Origin of the sequence: Epilithonimonas lactis, assembly GCF_900110605.1 — a bacterium.
Lineage (GTDB): Bacteria > Bacteroidota > Bacteroidia > Flavobacteriales > Weeksellaceae > Epilithonimonas > Epilithonimonas lactis.
This window is the reverse complement of sequence record NZ_FOFI01000007.1, coordinates 81,217-101,474: the sequence shown is the minus strand read 5'-3', so window position 1 is coordinate 101,474 and position 20,258 is coordinate 81,217. Positions and strand designations below refer to the sequence as shown.

At 37.2% G+C, this 20,258-nt stretch carries 16 protein-coding genes; 11 read left to right on the top strand and 5 right to left on the bottom strand.

From position 1 onward, the window contains the following. Nucleotides 1-46: 46 nt before the first annotated feature. Nucleotides 47-1,072 carry a M28 family metallopeptidase gene (locus BMW39_RS18525; protein ID WP_034979153.1) on the top strand — a complete coding sequence of 342 codons (1,026 nt, stop codon included), beginning with the start codon at nt 47-49 and terminating at the stop codon, nt 1,070-1,072. Between the two features lie 88 nt (nt 1,073-1,160). Here BMW39_RS18525 and BMW39_RS18520 read toward each other — a convergent pair whose 3' ends face one another. Both BMW39_RS18520 and BMW39_RS18515 read right to left on the bottom strand, forming a co-directional pair. Then, complete coding sequence (locus BMW39_RS18520) at nt 1,161-1,931, bottom strand: NUDIX hydrolase (protein ID WP_034979156.1); 771 nt, start codon at nt 1,929-1,931, stop codon at nt 1,161-1,163. Next, nucleotides 1,909-3,072: an MFS transporter gene (locus tag BMW39_RS18515; RefSeq protein ID WP_260262223.1), complete on the bottom strand. Its 1,164-nt coding sequence runs from the start codon at nt 3,070-3,072 to the stop codon at nt 1,909-1,911. Before BMW39_RS18515 ends, BMW39_RS18520 begins: the two co-directional genes overlap by 23 nt. 242 nt (nt 3,073-3,314) lie before the next feature. On the opposite strand from BMW39_RS18515, the gene BMW39_RS18510 reads away from it, so the two are divergent. The 6 genes from BMW39_RS18510 to BMW39_RS18485 all read left to right on the top strand — a co-directional run bounded on the left by BMW39_RS18510 (nt 3,315) and on the right by BMW39_RS18485 (nt 12,606). Beyond that, the gene (locus tag BMW39_RS18510; protein ID WP_034979163.1) at nt 3,315-6,212 is read left to right on the top strand and encodes a SusC/RagA family TonB-linked outer membrane protein; all 2,898 of its coding nucleotides are present in this window, start codon (nt 3,315-3,317) and stop codon (nt 6,210-6,212) included. Nucleotides 6,213-6,223: 11 nt separating this feature from the next. Beyond that, on the top strand, nt 6,224-7,750 hold the full coding sequence (locus BMW39_RS18505) for a RagB/SusD family nutrient uptake outer membrane protein (RefSeq protein ID WP_034979415.1): 1,527 nt from the start codon (nt 6,224-6,226) through the stop codon (nt 7,748-7,750). A gap of 18 nt (nt 7,751-7,768) precedes the next feature. Further along, nucleotides 7,769-8,650 (top strand): hypothetical protein, encoded by an 882-nt coding sequence (locus tag BMW39_RS18500; protein WP_034979167.1) that lies wholly within the window; start codon nt 7,769-7,771, stop codon nt 8,648-8,650. Nucleotides 8,651-8,828: 178 nt separating this feature from the next. Beyond that, entirely contained in the window at nt 8,829-10,295 is a 1,467-nt protein-coding gene (locus BMW39_RS18495; protein WP_245750506.1) for a glycoside hydrolase family 30 protein, read from the top strand. A 25-nt stretch (nt 10,296-10,320) separates the two neighbouring features. Next, nucleotides 10,321-11,121: a glycoside hydrolase family 16 protein gene (locus tag BMW39_RS18490; RefSeq protein ID WP_034979174.1), complete on the top strand. Its 801-nt coding sequence runs from the start codon at nt 10,321-10,323 to the stop codon at nt 11,119-11,121. Nucleotides 11,122-11,166: 45 nt separating this feature from the next. Then, nucleotides 11,167-12,606 carry a glycoside hydrolase family 30 protein gene (locus tag BMW39_RS18485; protein WP_034979179.1) on the top strand — a complete coding sequence of 480 codons (1,440 nt, stop codon included), beginning with the start codon at nt 11,167-11,169 and terminating at the stop codon, nt 12,604-12,606. Nucleotides 12,607-12,678: 72 nt separating this feature from the next. Here the strand turns inward: BMW39_RS18485 and BMW39_RS18480 are convergent, their stop codons facing one another. Beyond that, nucleotides 12,679-13,197: a hypothetical protein gene (locus tag BMW39_RS18480; protein WP_034979182.1), complete on the bottom strand. Its 519-nt coding sequence runs from the start codon at nt 13,195-13,197 to the stop codon at nt 12,679-12,681. A 196-nt stretch (nt 13,198-13,393) separates the two neighbouring features. Next, nucleotides 13,394-14,497 (bottom strand): M14 family zinc carboxypeptidase, encoded by a 1,104-nt coding sequence (locus BMW39_RS18475; RefSeq protein ID WP_034979185.1) that lies wholly within the window; start codon nt 14,495-14,497, stop codon nt 13,394-13,396. A 340-nt stretch (nt 14,498-14,837) separates the two neighbouring features. Between BMW39_RS18475 and BMW39_RS18470 the strand changes: the two genes are divergently transcribed. The 4 genes from BMW39_RS18470 to BMW39_RS18455 all read left to right on the top strand — a co-directional run bounded on the left by BMW39_RS18470 (nt 14,838) and on the right by BMW39_RS18455 (nt 19,620). Beyond that, nucleotides 14,838-15,896, top strand: a complete 1,059-nt coding sequence (locus BMW39_RS18470) for a TerC/Alx family metal homeostasis membrane protein (protein WP_034979188.1) — start codon at nt 14,838-14,840, stop codon at nt 15,894-15,896. Between the two features lie 15 nt (nt 15,897-15,911). Further along, a complete protein-coding gene (locus BMW39_RS18465; protein WP_034979191.1) occupies nt 15,912-16,457 on the top strand; it encodes a hypothetical protein in 546 nt (181 codons plus the stop codon). 262 nt (nt 16,458-16,719) lie between these two features. Further along, nucleotides 16,720-17,238 (top strand): helix-turn-helix domain-containing protein, encoded by a 519-nt coding sequence (locus BMW39_RS18460; RefSeq protein ID WP_034979195.1) that lies wholly within the window; start codon nt 16,720-16,722, stop codon nt 17,236-17,238. Nucleotides 17,239-17,427: 189 nt separating this feature from the next. Further along, nucleotides 17,428-19,620 (top strand): B12-binding domain-containing radical SAM protein, encoded by a 2,193-nt coding sequence (locus BMW39_RS18455; RefSeq protein WP_034979197.1) that lies wholly within the window; start codon nt 17,428-17,430, stop codon nt 19,618-19,620. A 331-nt stretch (nt 19,621-19,951) separates the two neighbouring features. Here the strand turns inward: BMW39_RS18455 and BMW39_RS18450 are convergent, their stop codons facing one another. After that, nucleotides 19,952-20,233: a FoF1 ATP synthase subunit delta/epsilon gene (locus BMW39_RS18450; protein ID WP_034968462.1), complete on the bottom strand. Its 282-nt coding sequence runs from the start codon at nt 20,231-20,233 to the stop codon at nt 19,952-19,954. Between the last annotated feature and the right edge of the window lie 25 nt (nt 20,234-20,258).

The following is a 20,258-nucleotide window of genomic DNA, read 5'->3' as shown; positions in this document are numbered from 1 at the left end:
CCGACTTAATATGAACTTATAAATTCAAAAAAAATAAATTTTAAATATGAAAAATATAAAACTGTATGGTTTTTTTGTTGGTTTTGCGCTGTTGCAAAGCTGCTCGACTGCTAAAAATTTCACCTACGAAGGCAAAGGTTTCAAAGAGGCTTACAAAAGTATCAGTTTGGAAGACCTAAAGACAAACCTTTATGTCATTGCTGCTGACGATATGGAAGGTAGAGATACAGGAAGTGCAGGCCAGAAGAAAGCCGGTGTTTATATGATCGAGCAATACAAAAAGAATGGGATCGGTTTTCCTGCAGCTTTAGGTTCATATTATCAAAAGGTACCATCTGAGGCGATGAAGAAATATGGTGAAGCTTTGCCTGATTCTGAAAATATCATGGCCTACATCGAAGGTAGTGAAAAACCAAATGAAGTGATTGTAGTTTCTGCGCATTACGATCACGTGGGAACCAAAAATGGTGTGGTCTTCAACGGTGCAGATGATGACGGAAGTGGAACTGTTGCGGTGATGGAAATCGCTAAAGCCTTCCAGGAAGCTAAGAAGAAAGGTTATGGACCAAAACGATCGATCCTTTTCCTCCACGTAACGGGTGAAGAGCACGGGCTTTTCGGCTCCGAATATTATTCTGATAATCCTGTTTTCCCTTTGGCAAACACGGTTGCTGACCTTAACATCGATATGATCGGACGCGACGACCCAGAAAACAGAGGCAAGCAATATGTCTATGTGATCGGTTCCGAAATGTTGAGTACAGAACTCAAAAAGATCAATGAAACGGCGAACCAAAAATCTGTGAATCTGGAACTTAACTATAAGTATGATGATCCAAAAGATCCACAAAGATTGTACTACAGATCAGACCATTACAACTTTGCAAAGCACAATATTCCAGTCGCATTTTTCTTTGACGGGATCCACGAAGATTATCATAAATCTACGGACGATGCAGACAAGATCGATTATCCATTGTTGCAGAAAAGAACACAATTGGTTTTCACAACTGCTTGGGAACTGGCCAACAGACCAGAGAGAATCAAGGTGGATGGGAAAAATAACAGATAGAAATTAGATTTCAAATTTTAATAAATGAAAAGACGACAGGTGATGTCGTCTTTTCTGTTTTTATTAAAAGTTATAAGAGTAAAATTACTTATTCAAAATCTGATTTTGAAACTGGAGTTGTTGATCCTTCCAAGAATCTATAAAGGAACGGCGCTTTGTTCGCGGAACCACTGTAATGTTTTTCCAATCTTTCCAAGATGTTCATACCAAGGATTTTCCTTTGAAAATTGTTGCGCCTGAGCGGTTCTCCAAGGATGGCTTCATAAAGATGCTGCAGTTCTTTCATGGTGAATTTGTCTGGAAGAAGGTTGCTTCCCATCACTTGATAATCAATATTTTTTCTGAGATAGAGTAGTCCTTTTTCTATCATTTCCTGGTGGTCAAAGGCCATATTCGGTAACTCGTTGACATTGAACCATTGGCAAACTTCATTGAAAGAATCCGGAAAAGTGTAGGTCAACGTGTAATCTATTAAAGCACAATATCCTACAGAAATAAAACGCTGATAGATCCAGTGATTTTGGTCAACCTCGATATTCCTGTTTTCAAGAAGTTTTTGGTGCGTATTATTTTCTGTCCTTTTGATGTCCCCAAAGGTGTAAAATTGTTCCAAAAAAACGTCCGAAAGGTGCGTTCTTTCGTGTAATGTTCTCGCAGCGGCATCATTCAAATTCTCATCATTGAAGATAAATCCACCAGGGACAGACCAGAGATCCAAGTCATGGTATTTGAGCAAAAGAACCTTGAGCGTATCCTTGTGAAACCCGAATATCACGCAGTCTACAGAGACGTGCTCTACAAAGTCATTGGTATCTATTAATTCTTTAAGATTCTGTTTATTCTTGTTGTTCTCGGTCATAGGTTATTGGCGTTTTATTGAGGAAAAAAGTAAGGCCAAATATAATTAATAATGGCAATAAAATAAATAAAGGGTAAAAATTACTGGCATCTTTGTAAAAAATGATGGCCATGTAAAGCGATCCTACAGAACTTCCTAGGGAAGAAAATATTACAACGATAGAGACCAAAAGGTGTGTTTTCTCTTTCGGGACCTTATTCAATATCTCAGAATTGTAAAGTGGAAAAAGAGGTGCGAGAAACAGACCGATCATTGGCATGATGAAGATCAACAGAAATTTGTAGTCACTATAAAAATAGGATATTAGGACCTGACAAATTCCTAGGATCAGAAATACCACGAACAGACATATCATGATCAATTTGAACCAATGAAACCTCAAGATCAAACGGCTCGTGGCCAATCTTCCAAAGAATGAAAATAAAGCTAAAAATGCGGAAGCCTGCAGCGCAAAATAGGAATTGATCTTCAAATTGTTCTTGAAAAAACTGGGAAGCCAGGAATTAAAGCTCTGCTCTATAAAAACCATGAAGAACACGATAATAAAGAAATAAACCAGTTTTGGACTTAGAAAGAATTTCCACTCGCCAGGTTTTTTCCCATCTTCTGATTTTTGAGCTTCATCAATATCAACAGATTTAAGCAGCAACAGAGTAATTATGCTAAGAAATGCGATGACCCAGAAGCCGAACTTCCAATATTCTGAATAAGAGCTTGTCAGCAATGTTCCAAAACCGATGTTCACAAAAAATATCCCGAACATAAAGGAAGCGTCTACACTGCTGATCGCACTGGACAATTGGGCATCTTTAAAATTATTCTTGATGATACTGAACACTGATATTTTTGCCAAAGCGAAACTGACGCCTACGATACTCAACCAAATTTTGAAAAACCAAAATGTATCCACAAGGGGCAATGCAATACAACTCACAAGAATGAAAACAAGTGAAAAGATCAGTGCGTTTTTGTTACCAGTTTTAGCGATCAGATTAACACAGAATAAAGACATGATCGCCATGGGAATATCCTTGAAAGATTCCAAAACGCCCAAACCTTTGTAAGAAACTTTCTCAGACAATTGCAGGATGATTACGCCCATACTGTTGAGCAACATTGAGAAAATCAAAAAGCTTAACATTAGTGGAAGCTTTATCCTGTTTTTATTAACATTCATTTAATCCAAGTTAACTTATTTTTAACATTTGCCCACTTTTTCAGGGATTTCAAATATACAAAAATAACCGAAATATATGATAAGTACTTCACTCAAATCACCATCAATAAAGGGAAAATAAAAAAAATAAAAAATTATTTTGTAGTGTTGAAAAATAAATTACTTTTATTGTCTCAGTTTGAGATTAACAAAAAATTAATTAAAATATGAACTTAAAGTATTCAAAATGTCTTGGGCTAGCGGCTGTTCTTTACTTTACGGCCAACTACTCAGCACAGCAAGTGAGTGACACTACTTCTAAAGAAAGTGCAATTGAAGAAGTTGTTGTCATTGGTTACGGTACTCAGAAAAAGAGTAATGTGACTGGCGCTATTGCAAGCATCAAAGCTTCGGATATCGAGGACATCCCAGCAGGTAAACCAGAGCAAGTTCTACAAGGTAGGGCAGCAGGGGTTTCTGTTGTTACCAATTCTGGACAGCCAGGTTCTTCTGCCACAGTAAGGGTCAGAGGACTTACAAGTTTTGGGGCCGGAGGAAATGATCCAATGTGGGTCGTGGATGGAATCATTGTAGATGGAATTGGGTGGCTTAATCAATCTGATATCGAAAGTATCGAAGTTTTGAAAGATGGAGCATCTTCTGCAATTTATGGTGTATCAGCGGCTAGAGGGGTAATTCTAGTAACTACTAAAAAAGGTAAAAAAGGAGCTCTTAACTTAGCATACAATGGCAGTTTTGGAGTTTCTGAAGTCGCAAGAAAGCTTGATCTTTTGAATGCGAAGCAATATGCTACGATCATCAATGAAGGTTTTGTGAATGACAATCAAGCACCAAGATTTTCGAATCCATCTATCTTTGGACAAGGTACAGATTGGCAGGATACTATTTTCAATACTGGCGACAGACAATCTCATGAAATCAGCATAAATGGTGGTAACGAAAAATCCACTTATTACGCGTCTTTCGGATATTTTGATCAGACAGGAACGGTGATGGGTGACATTTCCAAGTACAAAAGACTGAATGCACGTTTGAACTCAACGCACAAAGTTCTTGATTTCTTGACCATTGGACAGACTTTCTTGTACACACATCAAAAAAGTCAAGGTATTGGGACCAATGAATTGTTTGGAGGACCTTTGAGTTCTGCAATTAACTTAGATCCTACAACACCCGCAGTTGTGACAGATTGGTCGACGGTAAATCCTGCAAATTACACCAATCAATATATCATCAGAGACCAAAATGGAAACCCATATGGTATTTCGCCTTGGGTAAATCAGGAAATGTCAAATCCATTAGCTTATAGATATACGCAACAAGGAAGAAACGGCTGGTCCGACGATTTTGTTGGAAATGTTTTTGCAGATTTGAGATTAGCTCCAGGTTTGAATTTCAAAACGACCCTCAATGGTAAAAAATCATATTGGGGAAGTGAAGGTTTTAATCCTAAATTTTATTTAAGTTCTACGCTTAGTAATCAAACCTTTAATAGTTTGAACAGAACTTCACAAACCAAATTTGAATGGAGTTTCGAGAATACTTTAACATATCAGAAAAAGCTTGGTGATCACAACTTCAATGTTATGATCGGACAGGGAGTTTATAGAAATAATATTGGCTCTGGCCAAAGTGTTACCTACACAAATTTACCAATCGAGAATTGGCAAGATGCAGCTTTCTATGCTGTGGACGCAAAAAATATCACAGCAAATGCCTGGGATACAACCCAAACTAGAAGAGCGTCTTACTTTGGTCGTTTCATCTATGACTACCAAGATAGATACTTACTTACTGGTACTTTCAGAAGAGATGGATCTTCAAAATTTTTGAAATATTGGGGTAATTTCCCATCATTCTCTTTAGGGTGGAATGTACATAAGGAAGGATTCTGGAAAGATAATGATATCATCAACACTTTTAAAATCAGAGGAGGATATGGTGTCTTAGGAAATGATGCAATCGATGATTTTATGTACAGAAGTTCATTGGTATCAGGAAGTAACTATCCAAATGGAGAGATCAATCCAAGTATCATCATCGGATATAGCCCGAACACATTGGGAAATCCAAATCTTAAATGGGAGGAGACCGCACAAACAGATATCGGGGCGGACATCAAGTTTCTTAACAACTTTACTTTAGGATTTGATTACTACTATAAAAAGACGACAGATATTTTGCGTCGAGTGGCTATTCCAGGTTACGTAGGAGTACCAACCGATCCTTTTGCCAACGTTGGTGATATGGAAAACCGAGGGATGGAATTTGAGCTTGGCTACAAAAAGAGCTGGGAGGATTTTGACATTTCATTGACTGGTAACTTCTCTACAAACAAGAACAAAGTTCTAAGATTGGAAGATGATGTAGAATGGAGAGAGTTTTCATCACTGCATTCTATGGGTACAGTTTCGAGGCTACAAGTTGGAAAATCCGTTGGAACATTTTACGGTTACACCTATGGCGGCGTCTTCCAAAATCAACAACAGATCAATTCTTATGTCAATGCGAATGGTGATATGATCTTGCCAAACGCAAAACCAGGAGATTTCATGTGGAATGATAATAATGGGGACGGAAAAATAACTGAGGAAGACAGAGTGGACATCGGAAGTTCCATTCCAAAATTCACTTATGGTTTTACTATCAACATGAACTACAAGAGTTTTGACTTCATGGTCTTCACACAAGGACAAGGAGGCAACAAGATCCTACAAGGTTTGCGAAGACTTGATATGCTGGATGCCAATTATCAAACCTCTATCCTGAACAGATGGACCGGTGAAGGGTCAACCAATGACAACCCGAGACTTACAAGATTAGACCCTAATGGTAACTATACAAAAATGTCTAGCTATTATCTTCAAAAAGGAGATTACATGAGAATCAAACTTGTTCAGCTGGGGTACACGCTTCCAAAAGATACAACATCAAAATTTGGAGCAAACAAAGTGAGACTGTATGTTACAGGAGAAAACTTATTCACTTTTACCAAATATACTGGTTATGACCCAGAGATCGCAGGTGGTAACGAGTATGGTATCGATAGAGCTTACTATCCACAGGCAAGAACGTTTTTATTTGGAGCAAACATTCAATTTTAATGATTAAAAAAATGAAAAATTTAAATTTTATAAATAAAAGTGTTGCAGTTGTAATGTTAGCCGGACTTAGTTTCGGTAGTGTGAGCTGCAATGGAGATTACATTGGAGATGTAGAAAACATTGGAACTTTTGATGATGCCAATTATTTTAAAAGTGAAGAACAATGTTTAAGTGCGACAGCATCGGTCTATGACATTATGAAAAAATATGCTGGCGGATTCGAAAACCAGGTAACTTTTGTGAATGCTGGGTCAGATGATTTCTTTGCCGGCGGAGGAAGTTCTACAGATGGTGCAGGTATTCAAGGATTTAATAATTACAATATCAATCCCAACACAATGCCTGCCAGCTACTGGAAAGATTATTACCAAGGAATTGCAAGAGCGAATTGGGTTATCGAAAGAATGCCAAGCGCTCCTGTGAGTGATGCTTTCAAAAAGAAGATCATAGCTGAGGTTACAGTTCTAAGATCACTTTACTACTTCGAATTGGTAAGGTTATTTGGAAATGTGCCGTTGATCCTAAAGCAGATCACCTCCGATGACGACTATTGGAATATTCCTCAAAGTCCTAAACAAGATATATATAACCAGATCGAGGGCGATATTGCAAGCGTCTGGGCAGATCTTCCTACAACAGTAACAGGCGCAGATAGAGGTCGACTAACACAAGGTGCTGCAAAAGCAATTCTGGGGAAAATTTATCTTTTTGATAACAAAAAAGCAGAAGCAGCAGCTCAATTTGCTGATGTCAATGGAACACCTGGCACTACCAGCCAGTATGGTTACAAATTGGTTGATGACTATAATAGTCTTTGGGTGACAGACAACAAATTCACTTCCGAATCCATCCTGGAAGCAGTGTACACAAACGCTGGTATGTCAGATTGGGGTTTCTGGGGTTGGGGCAAAGATGAGGGTAACTCTATTTGCATCATGACTGGAATCAGATCTTACACCCGAGTAGGTACAAGTGACGCTCCAGATCTTGTTTCTGGTTGGGCATTCAATACGATCACAGATGATCTTTTCAATTTCATGGGAAATGATCCAAGAGCAGATGCCACGATCCTGAATGCTAAAAAACTTCAGCAAGAAGGTAAGATCACTTATTCTCCAGCATATTCCGATACCGGCTACTTCTTGAAAAAGTACGCACCTTACAAATCTGGTGTTTCTCCTTTACCAGGAGCTATGGAACTTAACTTCCGTCAAAATTATATCGTGATCCGTTTGGCAGACAGTTATCTTATGGAAGCTGAAGCCTTAAATGGTACAGGGAGTAGAGCACAAGCATTGTTAGATGCCGTACGTGCAAGAGTTGGATTAGCATCCGTTCCAGTTTCGATCCAAGCGATCAAGGATGAAAGAAGAAGAGAGTTGGCAGGAGAAGGCCATCGTTGGTTCGATCTTGTAAGATGGGGAGATGCGCCTTCAAAATTAGCTTCTAAAGGATTTGTAGCAGGTAAAAATGAAATTCTACCAATTCCTTATGCTGAATTATTGAATACGGCACTGAAACAAAATCCTCAATATTAACATTACTAAATTAATCTTATGAAAACGAAAATATCTAAAATAAAGATTTTAAGCTTTCTAGCAGCGTCTTTATTTATATCTTCTTGTGTTCCAGATACTGTTGATGGCGATGGAAATGGACTAACACCTACCAATTCCGATGCTTCTTTTACGGTCACTAAAACATCGGAAAATCATTATACTTTAACAGCGTCCAATCAGAACTATCTTTTTTCGAAATGGGATCTTGGTGATGGCGGCGGATTCGCAAGAGCAGCGAACATCTATGATATTTTTCTTCCAGACGAGGGCAACTATGTGATTCAACACCAGATCATAGGTCAGGGAGGAGTTGTTGCCGGGACATCTAGTCAAACAGTAAAAGTTGATATGTCCGATCCCAATTCGGGAAACATGATACAAGGCGGAAAGTTTGCAGATGCAGCCGATGTAGCAAAGTGGAGTCTTGCATTTCCCAATCCTTCAGGGACAGCGCTTTGGACTTTTGCAGACGGAAAAGCAACTTTTGTAGCAAAAGGCTGGGAAAGAAATGTGATGTATCAAGCAGTAAACGTAGTAGCTGGACGTAAGTACAAAGCTGATGCGGTTGTTAGCTCAAAGGGCGTTGCAGACTCTTGGTTTGAGATTTACGTTGGATATGCAAAACCAACTGCTAATACAGACTACACAGGTGATGGAAATGATTCCACTTGGCTGAGAGGCATTAATACTTGGGCAGGAAGCGGAACTTCGCCTTTTAACGGGAAAATCTCTAGTGTTGGTTCTACCAATTCTAACAATCCGACTGGTACTTTCACAGCTACTCAGACCGGTGTGGCATATTTTGCCATCCGATCTGGAGGTAACGATATGAAGGAAGGAATTTCTATTACCAATATAGAATTCCGAGGCGTCAACTAATTTTTTCTTATCATATTTTCTTAGGTGAAAGAGGTTCTCAACAACCTCTTTCATTTTTATTAATAATAACAAACATCATCAAAGATTCTGTCAGAATTGACAATCTGTTATGAAAATATCATTTCAAAACACTTTTTCTTGATCTGAATTATGGTGATGGTCACAAAATTTTATGAAAATGTTTACAAAATCAAAAGCGTACCCAAACAAAATGTTCTTCTTCGGAATAGCAATTTTCTCTCTTATGTTTTGCCAAAGCAATACTGTCGACGAGCAAACACCTCCCGATCCGCCAACTGGTGGAGGCAATAATGGTAATTACGCAACGGCTAGTTTTTGGCTCACAAAAGCAGACGAATCCACAAAACTCCAAAAGCAGACCGATATCTTATTCAATAATGCAACAAACAATTATCAAACGTTAGATGTGGATGCATCGCAAAAATATCAGACGATTGACGGTTTTGGCTACACATTGACTGGTGGAAGTGTTCAGGTCATCAATCAACTTTCTGCAGCGAAGAAAGAGGAATTGTTACAAGACCTTTTTTCGAATAAAGACAATTCGATTGCCGTGAGTTACATCAGACTAAGTATTGGCGCATCCGATCTCAACAGTAGTGTTTTTTCTTATGACGATATGCCAGCAGGACAAACGGATCTTTCTCTAGCGAATTTTTCTTTGGCAAAAGATCAGGCTTTGATCGAGATGCTGAAAAAGATATTGACCATCAATCCGAATATAAAAATCATGGCAACACCTTGGTCGCCTCCAGTTTGGATGAAGGATAATGGAAGTACAATCGGTGGAAGTCTTCAGCCACAATATTACAATGTCTATGCGCAATATTTTGTAAAATACATCCAAGCAATGAAGGCTCAGGGAATTACAATCGACGCCATCACACCTCAGAACGAACCTTTGCATCCAGGCAACAACCCAAGTTTGCTAATGACGGCTCCACAACAGGCGACATTCATCAAAAACAGTCTTGGACCAGCATTTCAAGCTGCAAATATCACAACAAAGATCGTCCTGTATGACCACAATTGCGACAAACCGGAATATCCAATGGAGATCTTGGCAGATGCCGAAGCTTCAAAGTATGTGGACGGTTCGGCATTTCATCTTTATGCGGGCAACATCGCTGTTTTGAGTAATGTGCATTTGGCTTATCCAACCAAAAATCTATATTTTACGGAGCAATGGACTGGCTCTACATCTTCGTTTTCTGATGATCTGATGTGGCATTCCAAAAATGTGATCATCGGTTCTATGAGAAACTGGAGCAAAATCGCTTTGGAATGGAATTTGGCCAACGACCCAAATTTCAATCCGCATACAGACGGTGGCTGTACGCAATGCAAAGGTGCCATCACAGTCAATCACAATGAAGCTTTCACAAAAAATGTGGCTTACTACATCATTGCACACGCATCCAAATTTGTTCCTCAGAATTCTCAAAGAATTGCTTCTACTCAACCAGGTAATCTGAGTTCTGTAGCTTTCACAACGCCAGACGGAAAAACAACTTTGATTGTCCTTAATGAAGGAAATGCAACCGAAAATTTCAATATCAAAATGAATGGTAAATCTGCTGCAACATCTTTACCAGCGAGAGCTGTGGCGACCTATGTTTTTTAAGGTTTGATTCTAATTAATTCTGAATATGAACGTAAATCCTATCAAAATAATTTCGATTCTTTCATTGATCTCAGTGACCACTTTGTCTTGTATTAATCAAAAAAATGCAGACAAAGGAAAGCTGGTCTTTCAGGACGAGTTCAATAACAAAGGTTTGCCAGACGCTTCCAAATGGGAATTTGAAGTTGGCGGTGATGGTTTTGGGAATAATGAACTTCAGTTCTATACCAAAGACAGAACCGAAAATGCTAGAGTAGAAAACGGCAATCTCATCATCGAAGCCAAAAGAGAAAAGTGGGAGAAGAACGATTACACTTCAGCAAAATTGATCACGAAGAATACTTTTCCATTCCAATACGGAACTGTGGAGGTGCGAGCCAAATTGCCAAAAGGTAAAGGAACCTGGCCGGCCATCTGGATGCTGAGCAAAAACATCAAAGAATGGCCAGATGATGGCGAGATCGACATTATGGAACACGTTGGTTACAACGAAGGTTATGTACACGCATCAGTCCACACCAAGAAGTACAATCATATCATCAACACTCAGAAAACGGATACGATCATCATCAAAGATGTTGCAGAAAACTTCCACGTTTACAGAGCCGATTGGACGCCAGAAAAGATTGAGATGTTCGTGGATGACAAAAAATATTTCACCTACATTAAAACTGAAAATGACTACGAAGCCTGGCCATTCGACCAACCATTCTATTTGATCCTGAATCAGGCAGTAGGAGGGAACTGGGGCGGAAAAGAAGGTGTGGATGAATCGATATATCCACAAAAATTTCTGATAGATTATGTCAGAATTTATAAAAAATAATTAATCAATCGATGTCAAGTCTTTGATGTCCAACTATAAAACAAAATGAAAAAGACAATTGTATTATTTGCTGCTTTATCACTTTCGGCAAATATGAATGCCCAGAATTACTGGAAAAAAGGAATGAAGCAAGGAAAAGTGATTCTTACTTCGCAAAAGAGCAATGAGAAATTTGCCAAGAAATCGAATGCGGTTTTCACAGATTTTCCTCAACCTAAAGAAACGGATGTTTGTGTTTTCGTAGATCCGGATTTCAAATATCAAAAGCTGATCGGCATTGGTGGTGCAATCACAGACGCTTCCGCTGAGGTTTTCGCGAAGATCCCAAAAGAAAAACAGAAGGAATTTATTGAGGCTTATTACGGAAAGTCGGGGATTGGTTACAATGTCGTTCGCACCAATATGAACTCCTGCGACTTCTCCAGCGATACCTACACTTACGTCAAGGACAATGATGAATCTCTCAAATCATTTGATGTAAAACACGATGAACAGTACAAAATTCCCTTGATCAAATTAGCGCAAAAAGCTATTGACCCGAAGGATTTTAAATTTTACTTTAGTCCGTGGAGTCCGCCAGCATGGATGAAAACCAATAACAATATGCTGAAAGGTGGAAAATTATTGGACAAATATTATCAAGTTTGGGCCAATTATTATGTTAAATTCATTCAGGAATATGAAAAACGAAATATTCCGGTTTGGGGATTGACGATTCAAAATGAACCAATGGCTGTCCAAACTTGGGAATCTTGCCTGTACACAGCAGATGAAGAGGCAAAATTCCTTAAGGAAAACCTCGGTCCAACACTTTGGAAAAATAATTACAGGGACAAAAAAGTCATCATTTGGGATCACAACAGAGACTTGATGTACCAACGTGCAACGACGACTTTGCAAGATCCGGAAACTTCAAAGTACGCATCCGGAATTGGTTACCACTGGTATGAAACGTGGAATAACAAGTCTCAACTGTTTGATAATCTGGCAGAAACTCACAAAGCTTTTCCTGACAAATTTTTGATTTTCACAGAAGGTTGCAAGGAACAATTTGATTTTTCAAAGATCTATGATGTGAGTTTAGGAGAACTGTACGGCAGAAATATGATCAACGATTTCAACAAAGGAACATCTGCTTGGACTGATTGGAACATTCTTTTGGACGAAAAAGGTGGGCCAAATCACGTCGGTAATTTCTGTTTTGCACCGATCATTTACGATTCAAGAACGAAGGAATTGCATTACACCTATGAATATTATTATATCGGACACATTTCCAAATATGTGAAACCAAATGCACAGCGCGTTGGAACTTCCACCAACAAGGATTTTCTACTTTCCACAAGTTTCCTGAACGAGAGTGGGGAACTGGTAGTGGTCGTGATGAACGAAGGTGATGCAGATACAGATTTCAATCTTTGGATCGAGGGAAAATCTTCGAAACTTGCTGCGCCAGCGCATTCTATTCAGACTATAGTTTTATAGTTATATATTATTTTCAAAGAAACAGCAGCTAAAAATTAGCTGCTGTTTTATTTTATACGTAGAAATTATTTTCTATTTTAATTTTTCTGTTATCATTTTGCAATCTGCAGGTGTCAATCTTTGACCTTTGGAATAATTGATGGCTTGTGGAGAAGAATAAACCAATTTTGAAGCGCTCGGATCAGCATAGTCGCCAATGCCTTCCAATAAAACGCCGCTGTCTTGTAGGAAATAAATTTCGCGTTCGCTTACAGAACCTTCTGAAGCAAACTTGTAATTGACTCTCAAAGTGTCGCCAGCAACTTTACCGGTGATATCGCCAGCATTGGAATCTTTCTCAACGTTTTTATATTTCAATTTTCCGGAAACATTTCCATTGGTGATCTTGTACGACAAAAACATTGAATCTTTTCCAATGACATTCATATAACAATAATCTTTATTTTCCTGTTCCGAAATTTGATTAGGATCTTCTGAAACGGCCAGTGTATCAGGTTTTCTGTTTTCAACATTGATCTGTTTCTCAATATTCTTTTCGCAAGAACAAACCATTAATAAGGATGCTGACAGAATTAAAAAAGCGTTTTTCATAATTATTTTAATTGATATAGTTTTAGCTTAGAAAATATTATACCACATTGATTTATAATCGGATATGATAGACACGAATGACCAATTAACATAATTCTTAAAAAGTCCTATAATTTACATTATGTTAAATAGGGTGTTTAAAGTGCTTATTATCAAACATTTTAAAATGGCCAAAATTTTCTTGTCTTACTTTTGATTATTCAACACTGAAATCCACAAAAGAGTCTAATTTTGGAAACTTCTTCACAGAAACGAATTTCTTATCCGTACAGTCGATTTCTGTCCAACCTTTTTTATGATTAAGATCACCGACTTCGATCACGTATGGTTGATAAGTCAGATTTTTATTTTCATCCAGAATTTCCCTGTACTGCACAGCAATGTCCATTATGCATTCAAATTCTGTATTCAGTTTTACATTTCGGTAAATCAGATCAAAATGGGTTTCTCTGTTTTGAGGAATATCAAAATAAGTTTCATAGCTCAAAGTATCGCCCTTAAGAACCGAAATTGCTTTCAAAGCAAAATACAAAGCGTGCGTGTAATATTCTCTGGTTTTTTTTCTGTCCAGATCATTCTCATAAAATCCACCTTCAAATAATATCGATGGAATTCCAGCTTTCATAAAATTGTCACCGGTGGATGTTGGATAAAATTCGTCGGTATACTTTGCAATCCTGTTTGGCAAGATCTGTTTCATCTGCATGTAGATCGCTGCAATCACGGCCATACTTTTTTTACGGTTTTCCGTCAGATCTCTTTCAAGATTTTCAGACGGTGATAAAAATGATAAGGTCGCCGGATGAACGCCGTCTGTTGTGAAAATTGTCCGTTGATCATGAAGATTCAGTAAATAACTATAGCCGCCATTCAAAACAATAGATTTCAGAACTCTGACCTCGTTGCTGGAGTTTCTGATAAAATCTCTGTTGATATCAATATCATAAGCATTCCGTCTGGTCCAAGCTTCGGAACCATCTGGATTCAGCATAAAGATAAAATCCAATTGGATCAATCCCAACAGCTTTTCACTAAGCTCCGGATGCTTTTCAAATATTGAAAGCAGATCCAACATTGCCAAAGTTGCCGTGGATTCATTTCCGTGCATCTGTGACCAGGCTGCAACTTTCAGGTTTCCATTTCCGAGGGTCAACATATAAATAGGCTTACCCAAACTCGATTTTCCAACCTCTTTTATATAATCGCTGAAATTGTCCTGTAGGTAAGAAAATAATTTTTCCGGCGAAATATAACGATCTGGGAAGCTCTGATTTTGAGCATAAGGAAAACTGTTTGTCATTACAACTGATTTAGATTTTCACAAAAGTAAGATTTAATCTCAAATAAAATCAATTTACATTTGTAATATTATCAAACAAGCCGAAATGTCACTTTGTCTGTTAATTATTTTGTGGATTGATATAATCGTATTTTAATTTTATAACTAATTGATTATCAGATTTTAAAATTATTTATTTAAAGCGTATTTTTAAATTTACTTTAATAGCGATTTTAGCCAAATGCTACCATTTGTTCGTCAAATAACTAAACATTATTTTTGTGCTGATTTTGCCTATTTTACAAATGTATAAAGCCTTAATTCATAATAAATTCCTTATTTTTGCTCCAATTACTAACAAATGAGCAACGAGATCTTATTCCTATCTGGATTCTTAATATTTATCATCGCCCTACTCCTACTCGACCTAGGAATTTTCAACAAGAAAGATGCAGCAGTTTCACTGAAACAGGCCGGACTGATGAGTGTCTTCATTATCCTACTCTCTTTGGGCTTTTACATCTTACTTACTTATTTTGGTCATCATATTCATGGGATCGACAGTATGGAGCGATTGCAGGAAATTGTCACAAAACATAAACATCCTGTCAAGATCATTCCTGGAAACCTGGAACACAGTCTTATGTTATATGACAAAAATCTAGGTTTGGAGTTTCTGACTGGATATCTTGTGGAGTACGCACTTTCTATAGATAATATATTTGTGATACTGCTAGTCTTTAGTGGCTTCGGTGTAGCGCCGAGGAATTATCACCGCGTTTTGTTCTGGGGAATTTTCGGAGCCATCGTGATGAGATTCTTATTCATATTTATAGGAGCAGCATTGATCCAGAAGTTTGAATGGATCATGTACGTCTTTGGAGCGTTCCTAGTCTATACGGGAATCAAAATGTACATCGAACGTAATAAAGATGATGAGATCGATCCGCAGCATCATCCAGTGGTGAAGTTTGCGCAGAAACATTTCAAAGTTCATAACCAGTTTGTGGGCAACAAATTTTTCGTGGTCATCGATGGAATCAAAAAGATGACACCATTATTTTTGGTGTTGATCATCGTAGAATTTACAGATCTGATATTCGCTGTGGATAGTATTCCAGCGATATTCTCAATTACGAAGGATCCTTACATCGTTTTCTTCTCAAACATTTTTGCGATCATTGGTTTAAGGTCCATGTTCTTCTTGCTGGCTGGAATTGTGAATAAGTTTCGATTCTTGAAGGTCGGTTTGGCTGCATTGCTGACGTTTATCGGTCTCAAAATGATCTTCCACCACTATTTGGATGACATCGGTTTCACCACTTCACATTCATTGATTGTGATTGTATCTATCCTATTTTTAAGTATTGCTATTTCGCTGATGTTTCCGGAAAAGAAGACGCCCCATATCGAGTCTTAGTTTAAAACAAGCTAAATGAAAACGCTGTTTGCACTTTTACTTTCGATTAATATTCTTGCATGTAAATGTGATAATGTTAGTCTGAAAAGCTCATTTGAAAGTGCAGATCTTGTTTTTATAGGAAGTGTTTTCGAAGTTCATAGAACACCCTCTGGTTTTAAAACTTTAGATAATTATCTTAGCAAAGTTAAGATAGAGAAAATCTACAAAGGGAATAATTACGATGGATATTACACCGATCAAGCTACTCTTTTTGGCTCACAACTTCGCTCTTGCGACGTGATTTTAAATGAAAAGAATCAATATCTGATCTTTGCTTTCTACGAACCCGATACTGGATTTCTATTTTCTGAACACTGTCTTTACACAAAAAAACTTTCAGATATTTCTGCTGATGAACTCCAAACATTAGATATTCTCAGTAAGGAATATCAGCAAAAATTAAAGCTTGAAAGCTCAAAAATTACCAATAGTGATGACTTTGAAATTGTTCTTGATGATACTTTTAATCAGCCAAACCGGAAAATTATTAGACTAAATCAGGAAATTAAGTACTTATAATCAGCCCATAAAATTAATAAATTGTGGATAATTATTTTAGGAATGATTGTATTTGTCTTCTTATCCACAATTGTCTATTTCATGGTTAGAAAGAGAAATTTAAAAGGTTAATAAAGTTGACTTATCCACAAAAATACATTTTCGTAAATATAATTAATTGATTTACAGAAGGTTTTGTTGTATTTAATCTATATTACAAATGTAAACAATTAAGATATACAAATGTAACAGAATTTAAAATCTTATTCATTACATTTGTGAAATGGAATTCACTGATAGATTTACAAAAGTAATCGAGTATTCGGAGCTGACGCCAGCAGAATTTGCGGAAGAAATTGGTGTGCAACGTTCAAGCATTTCTCATATCATTTCTGGACGTAACAAACCTTCTCTCGATTTTATCACCAAAATAAAAACGGCGTTTCCAAAATTCGAATGGGATTGGCTCATTACAGGTGAAGGTGAAATGCTAATTTCAGAAAAAGGACCTGAATCTGTTGACGAAGAAAAGCCAGAAATTGTAGAAAAGAAAAAACCGTCATTACCAGATCTCTTTTCTTTGATCAACGATGAGAATTTTGGCGTTACCGAAAGTGAAGATAAAACAGAAAAACCAAAATCGCGAGATTCCAATATTTCTTCACAAGAAGCTGAAAAAAATATTTTATCCGATTCTCAGCCATTAGAAAATTCCATTCAAAAACAAGATTCGAAAAAGAAAAATGTTAAAAGAATTGTGTTTTTCTATGAGGATGGATCTTTTGAAACGTTTGAAAATTAGTTTTAAAATTTGAACCACAAAAGTCACGAAAGAAAATTTAAAAGTATTCATCTTTTTATTTCTTGAAAGCTCAAATGACTCACATATATTTTTTGACTTTTTTGTTAAGATATTCTGTAATAAATTTTTGTTCTCAAATAATCTTCGATTTTCAAATTTTAGAAAACTTATCTTTGCAAAAAATTTCTTTTGAAAGATATTCTTCTCATCACGCCTCCTTTCACGCAACTCAACACGCCTTATCCGGCGACGGCTTATATCAAAGGTTTTTTGAATACCAAAAATATATCAAGCTATCAAATCGATTTGGGGATTGAAGTGATCTTGCAGTTGTTTTCAAAAGAAGGGATTCAGAAAGTTTTTTCCAAGGAAATTGATATTAAAAATATCTCAGAAAATTCTCAGCGTATTTTTGCTTTACGAGATGAATACATCAAAACGATCGATCAGGTCATTCTTTTTCTACAAAATAAAAATCCAACTTTAGCGCGACAAATCTGTTCAATGAATTTTCTGCCGGAAGCTTCCCGTTTCAATCAGTTGGATGATATGGAATTTGCTTTTGGAAATATGGGTTTGCAGGACAAAGCGAAACATTTGGCAACGTTGTATTTGGAAGATCTTTCAGATTACATTGTTGAAAATGTGGATTCGGATTTTGGTTTCAGCAGATATGCAGAACGATTGGGAAAAAGTGCGAATTCTTTTGATGAATTATATTCAAAATTAAATGATGATCAGACTTTTACAGATGATTTCACGTTGGATATTCTTCAAGAAAAGTTGGAATTGGTTCAGCCGAAATTGGTTTGTTTTTCTGTCCCTTTTCCTGGGAATTTATATTCAGCGTTTAGATGTGCCAAATTCATCAAAGAACATTATTCGCACATCAAAACTGCGATGGGTGGTGGTTTTCCAAATACAGAACTTCGTGAGGTCAAGGACAAACGGGTTTTTGAATTTGTGGATTTCATCACTTTGGATGACGGCGAATTGCCTCTTGAACTCGTTTATGAGAATGTTTGTCAGACAGAGGATTTTGAGGCTACTTTAAAACGTACTTTCCTAATTGAAAACGAAGAAGTTACTTATAAAAATAATTCTACAAAACACGATTATAAACAAGCACAAGTCGGAACGCCTGATTATTTTGATTTGCAATTAGACCAATATATTTCCGTCATCGAGATTGCCAATCCAATGCACAGTTTGTGGAGCGATGGCCGATGGAACAAGCTCACAATGGCGCACGGTTGCTATTGGGGAAAATGTACCTTTTGCGATATTTCACTCGATTACATCAGACTTTACGAGCCAGTTTCCGCAAAAATTCTGGTTGACAGAATGGAAGAACTAATTGCAACAACTGGCGAAACAGGTTTTCATTTTGTGGATGAAGCTGCACCTCCAGCTTTGATGCGTGAAGTAGCATTGGAAATTCTGAGAAGAAATCTCGTTGTGACTTGGTGGACGAACATTAGATTTGAAAAAAGTTTCACTCAGGATTTATGTTTTCTACTAAAGATTTCTGGTTGTGTAGCTGTTTCCGGTGGATTGGAAGTCGCAAGTGACCGATTATTAAAACTAATAGACAAAGGCGTTTCCGTCGATCAAGTCGCAAGAGTGACAAGAAATTTCACAGAGTCTGGAATAATGGTTCACGCTTATTTGATGTATGGCTACCCAACTCAGACAGTTCAGGAAACGGTGGATTCTTTGGAAATGGTGCGCCAGTTATTCGAAATGGGAATTTTGCAGAGTGGATTTTGGCATCAGTTTGCGATGACCGCACATTCGCCTGTCGGAATCAATCCTGAGGAATATGGTGTGATCCCAGTGAAGCAGGAAATTTTGTTCGCTAATAATGACATTGATTTTACCGATAAAACGGGAATTGATCATAGTAAATTTAGTTTTGGATTGAAGAAATCCTTGTTCAACTATATGCACGGAATTAATTTCGAAATGCCGTTGCAAAGCTGGTTTGATTTTAAGATCCCGAGAACTACGATTTATCCGGATTATATTCACGACTCGCTTTTGGAGGAAGATAATTTTAGTTTTAAGCCAAATTCGAAAGTTGTTTTCTTGGAGAAAAATGTGATTGCTGAAGATTTTATTAAAACTAAAAAAGGAAATTCGTGGAAGTTATCAAAATTGACTTTTCATTTGAAAACCAATATTTTGAAGATTGAATTGGCTAAGGAACAAGCGCATTGGCTAATTAGAATCCTAAATGAAAACGCAATCGAAAATGGAAAGAAATTGAGTTTGTTGCAACTGAAAACTGATTTTGAAAATAGCTTTGAAGATTTTGAATTGTTCTGGTTTTCGAAACCTATGCAACAATTGAAGGAAAATGGGGTGATCCTTTCGCTTTAGTCTCATAGGAATAAATTCCTATGCTGGGAAATCGGTCGTCCCTTTGGGACTTTCAGTGATATGAAAATTGTGTTTTTGGGAACTTTGATTTTATGGAAAATGTGAATCTAAAGACAAATGTTCGATTTTGCGAAGCTGCAGCCCGACTTGAGTGGAAATCCTTTTTGTAGCTGGAAAAGCGCCGGCAAAAAGATTGGGAACCGAAGGCGGATAAAGCTGCCCAAATAATTTCAAAACTTTTTCTCTTTCTACATTAATCAAATTTTAAAACTTAAAACAAAAAAATCCCGAAAATTGCTTTTCGGGATTTTGATCTATATGAATTGGATGATTACTCGCAAAGAATAATTCCTTTATCATTGTTGAATTCTAAAACACCACTTTTGATCTCGTAAGAGTAAGCGCTTTTTGCTTCTGTTTCTTTGGTCAAATATTTTTCGAAAGAACCATTGACTTTGTCAGTATAGATCTTTACTTTTCCACCAACCAAAGCAGAAACGATTGCCGCGTGATTTTTAAAGATTTGGAATTGCCCGCTTTTTCCAGGAAGAAGAACTGATTCTACTTCGCCTTCAAAGATCACAAATTCCGGAGTTAAAATTTTTATATTCATTTTAAATTAGATTAAAAGATTGAGA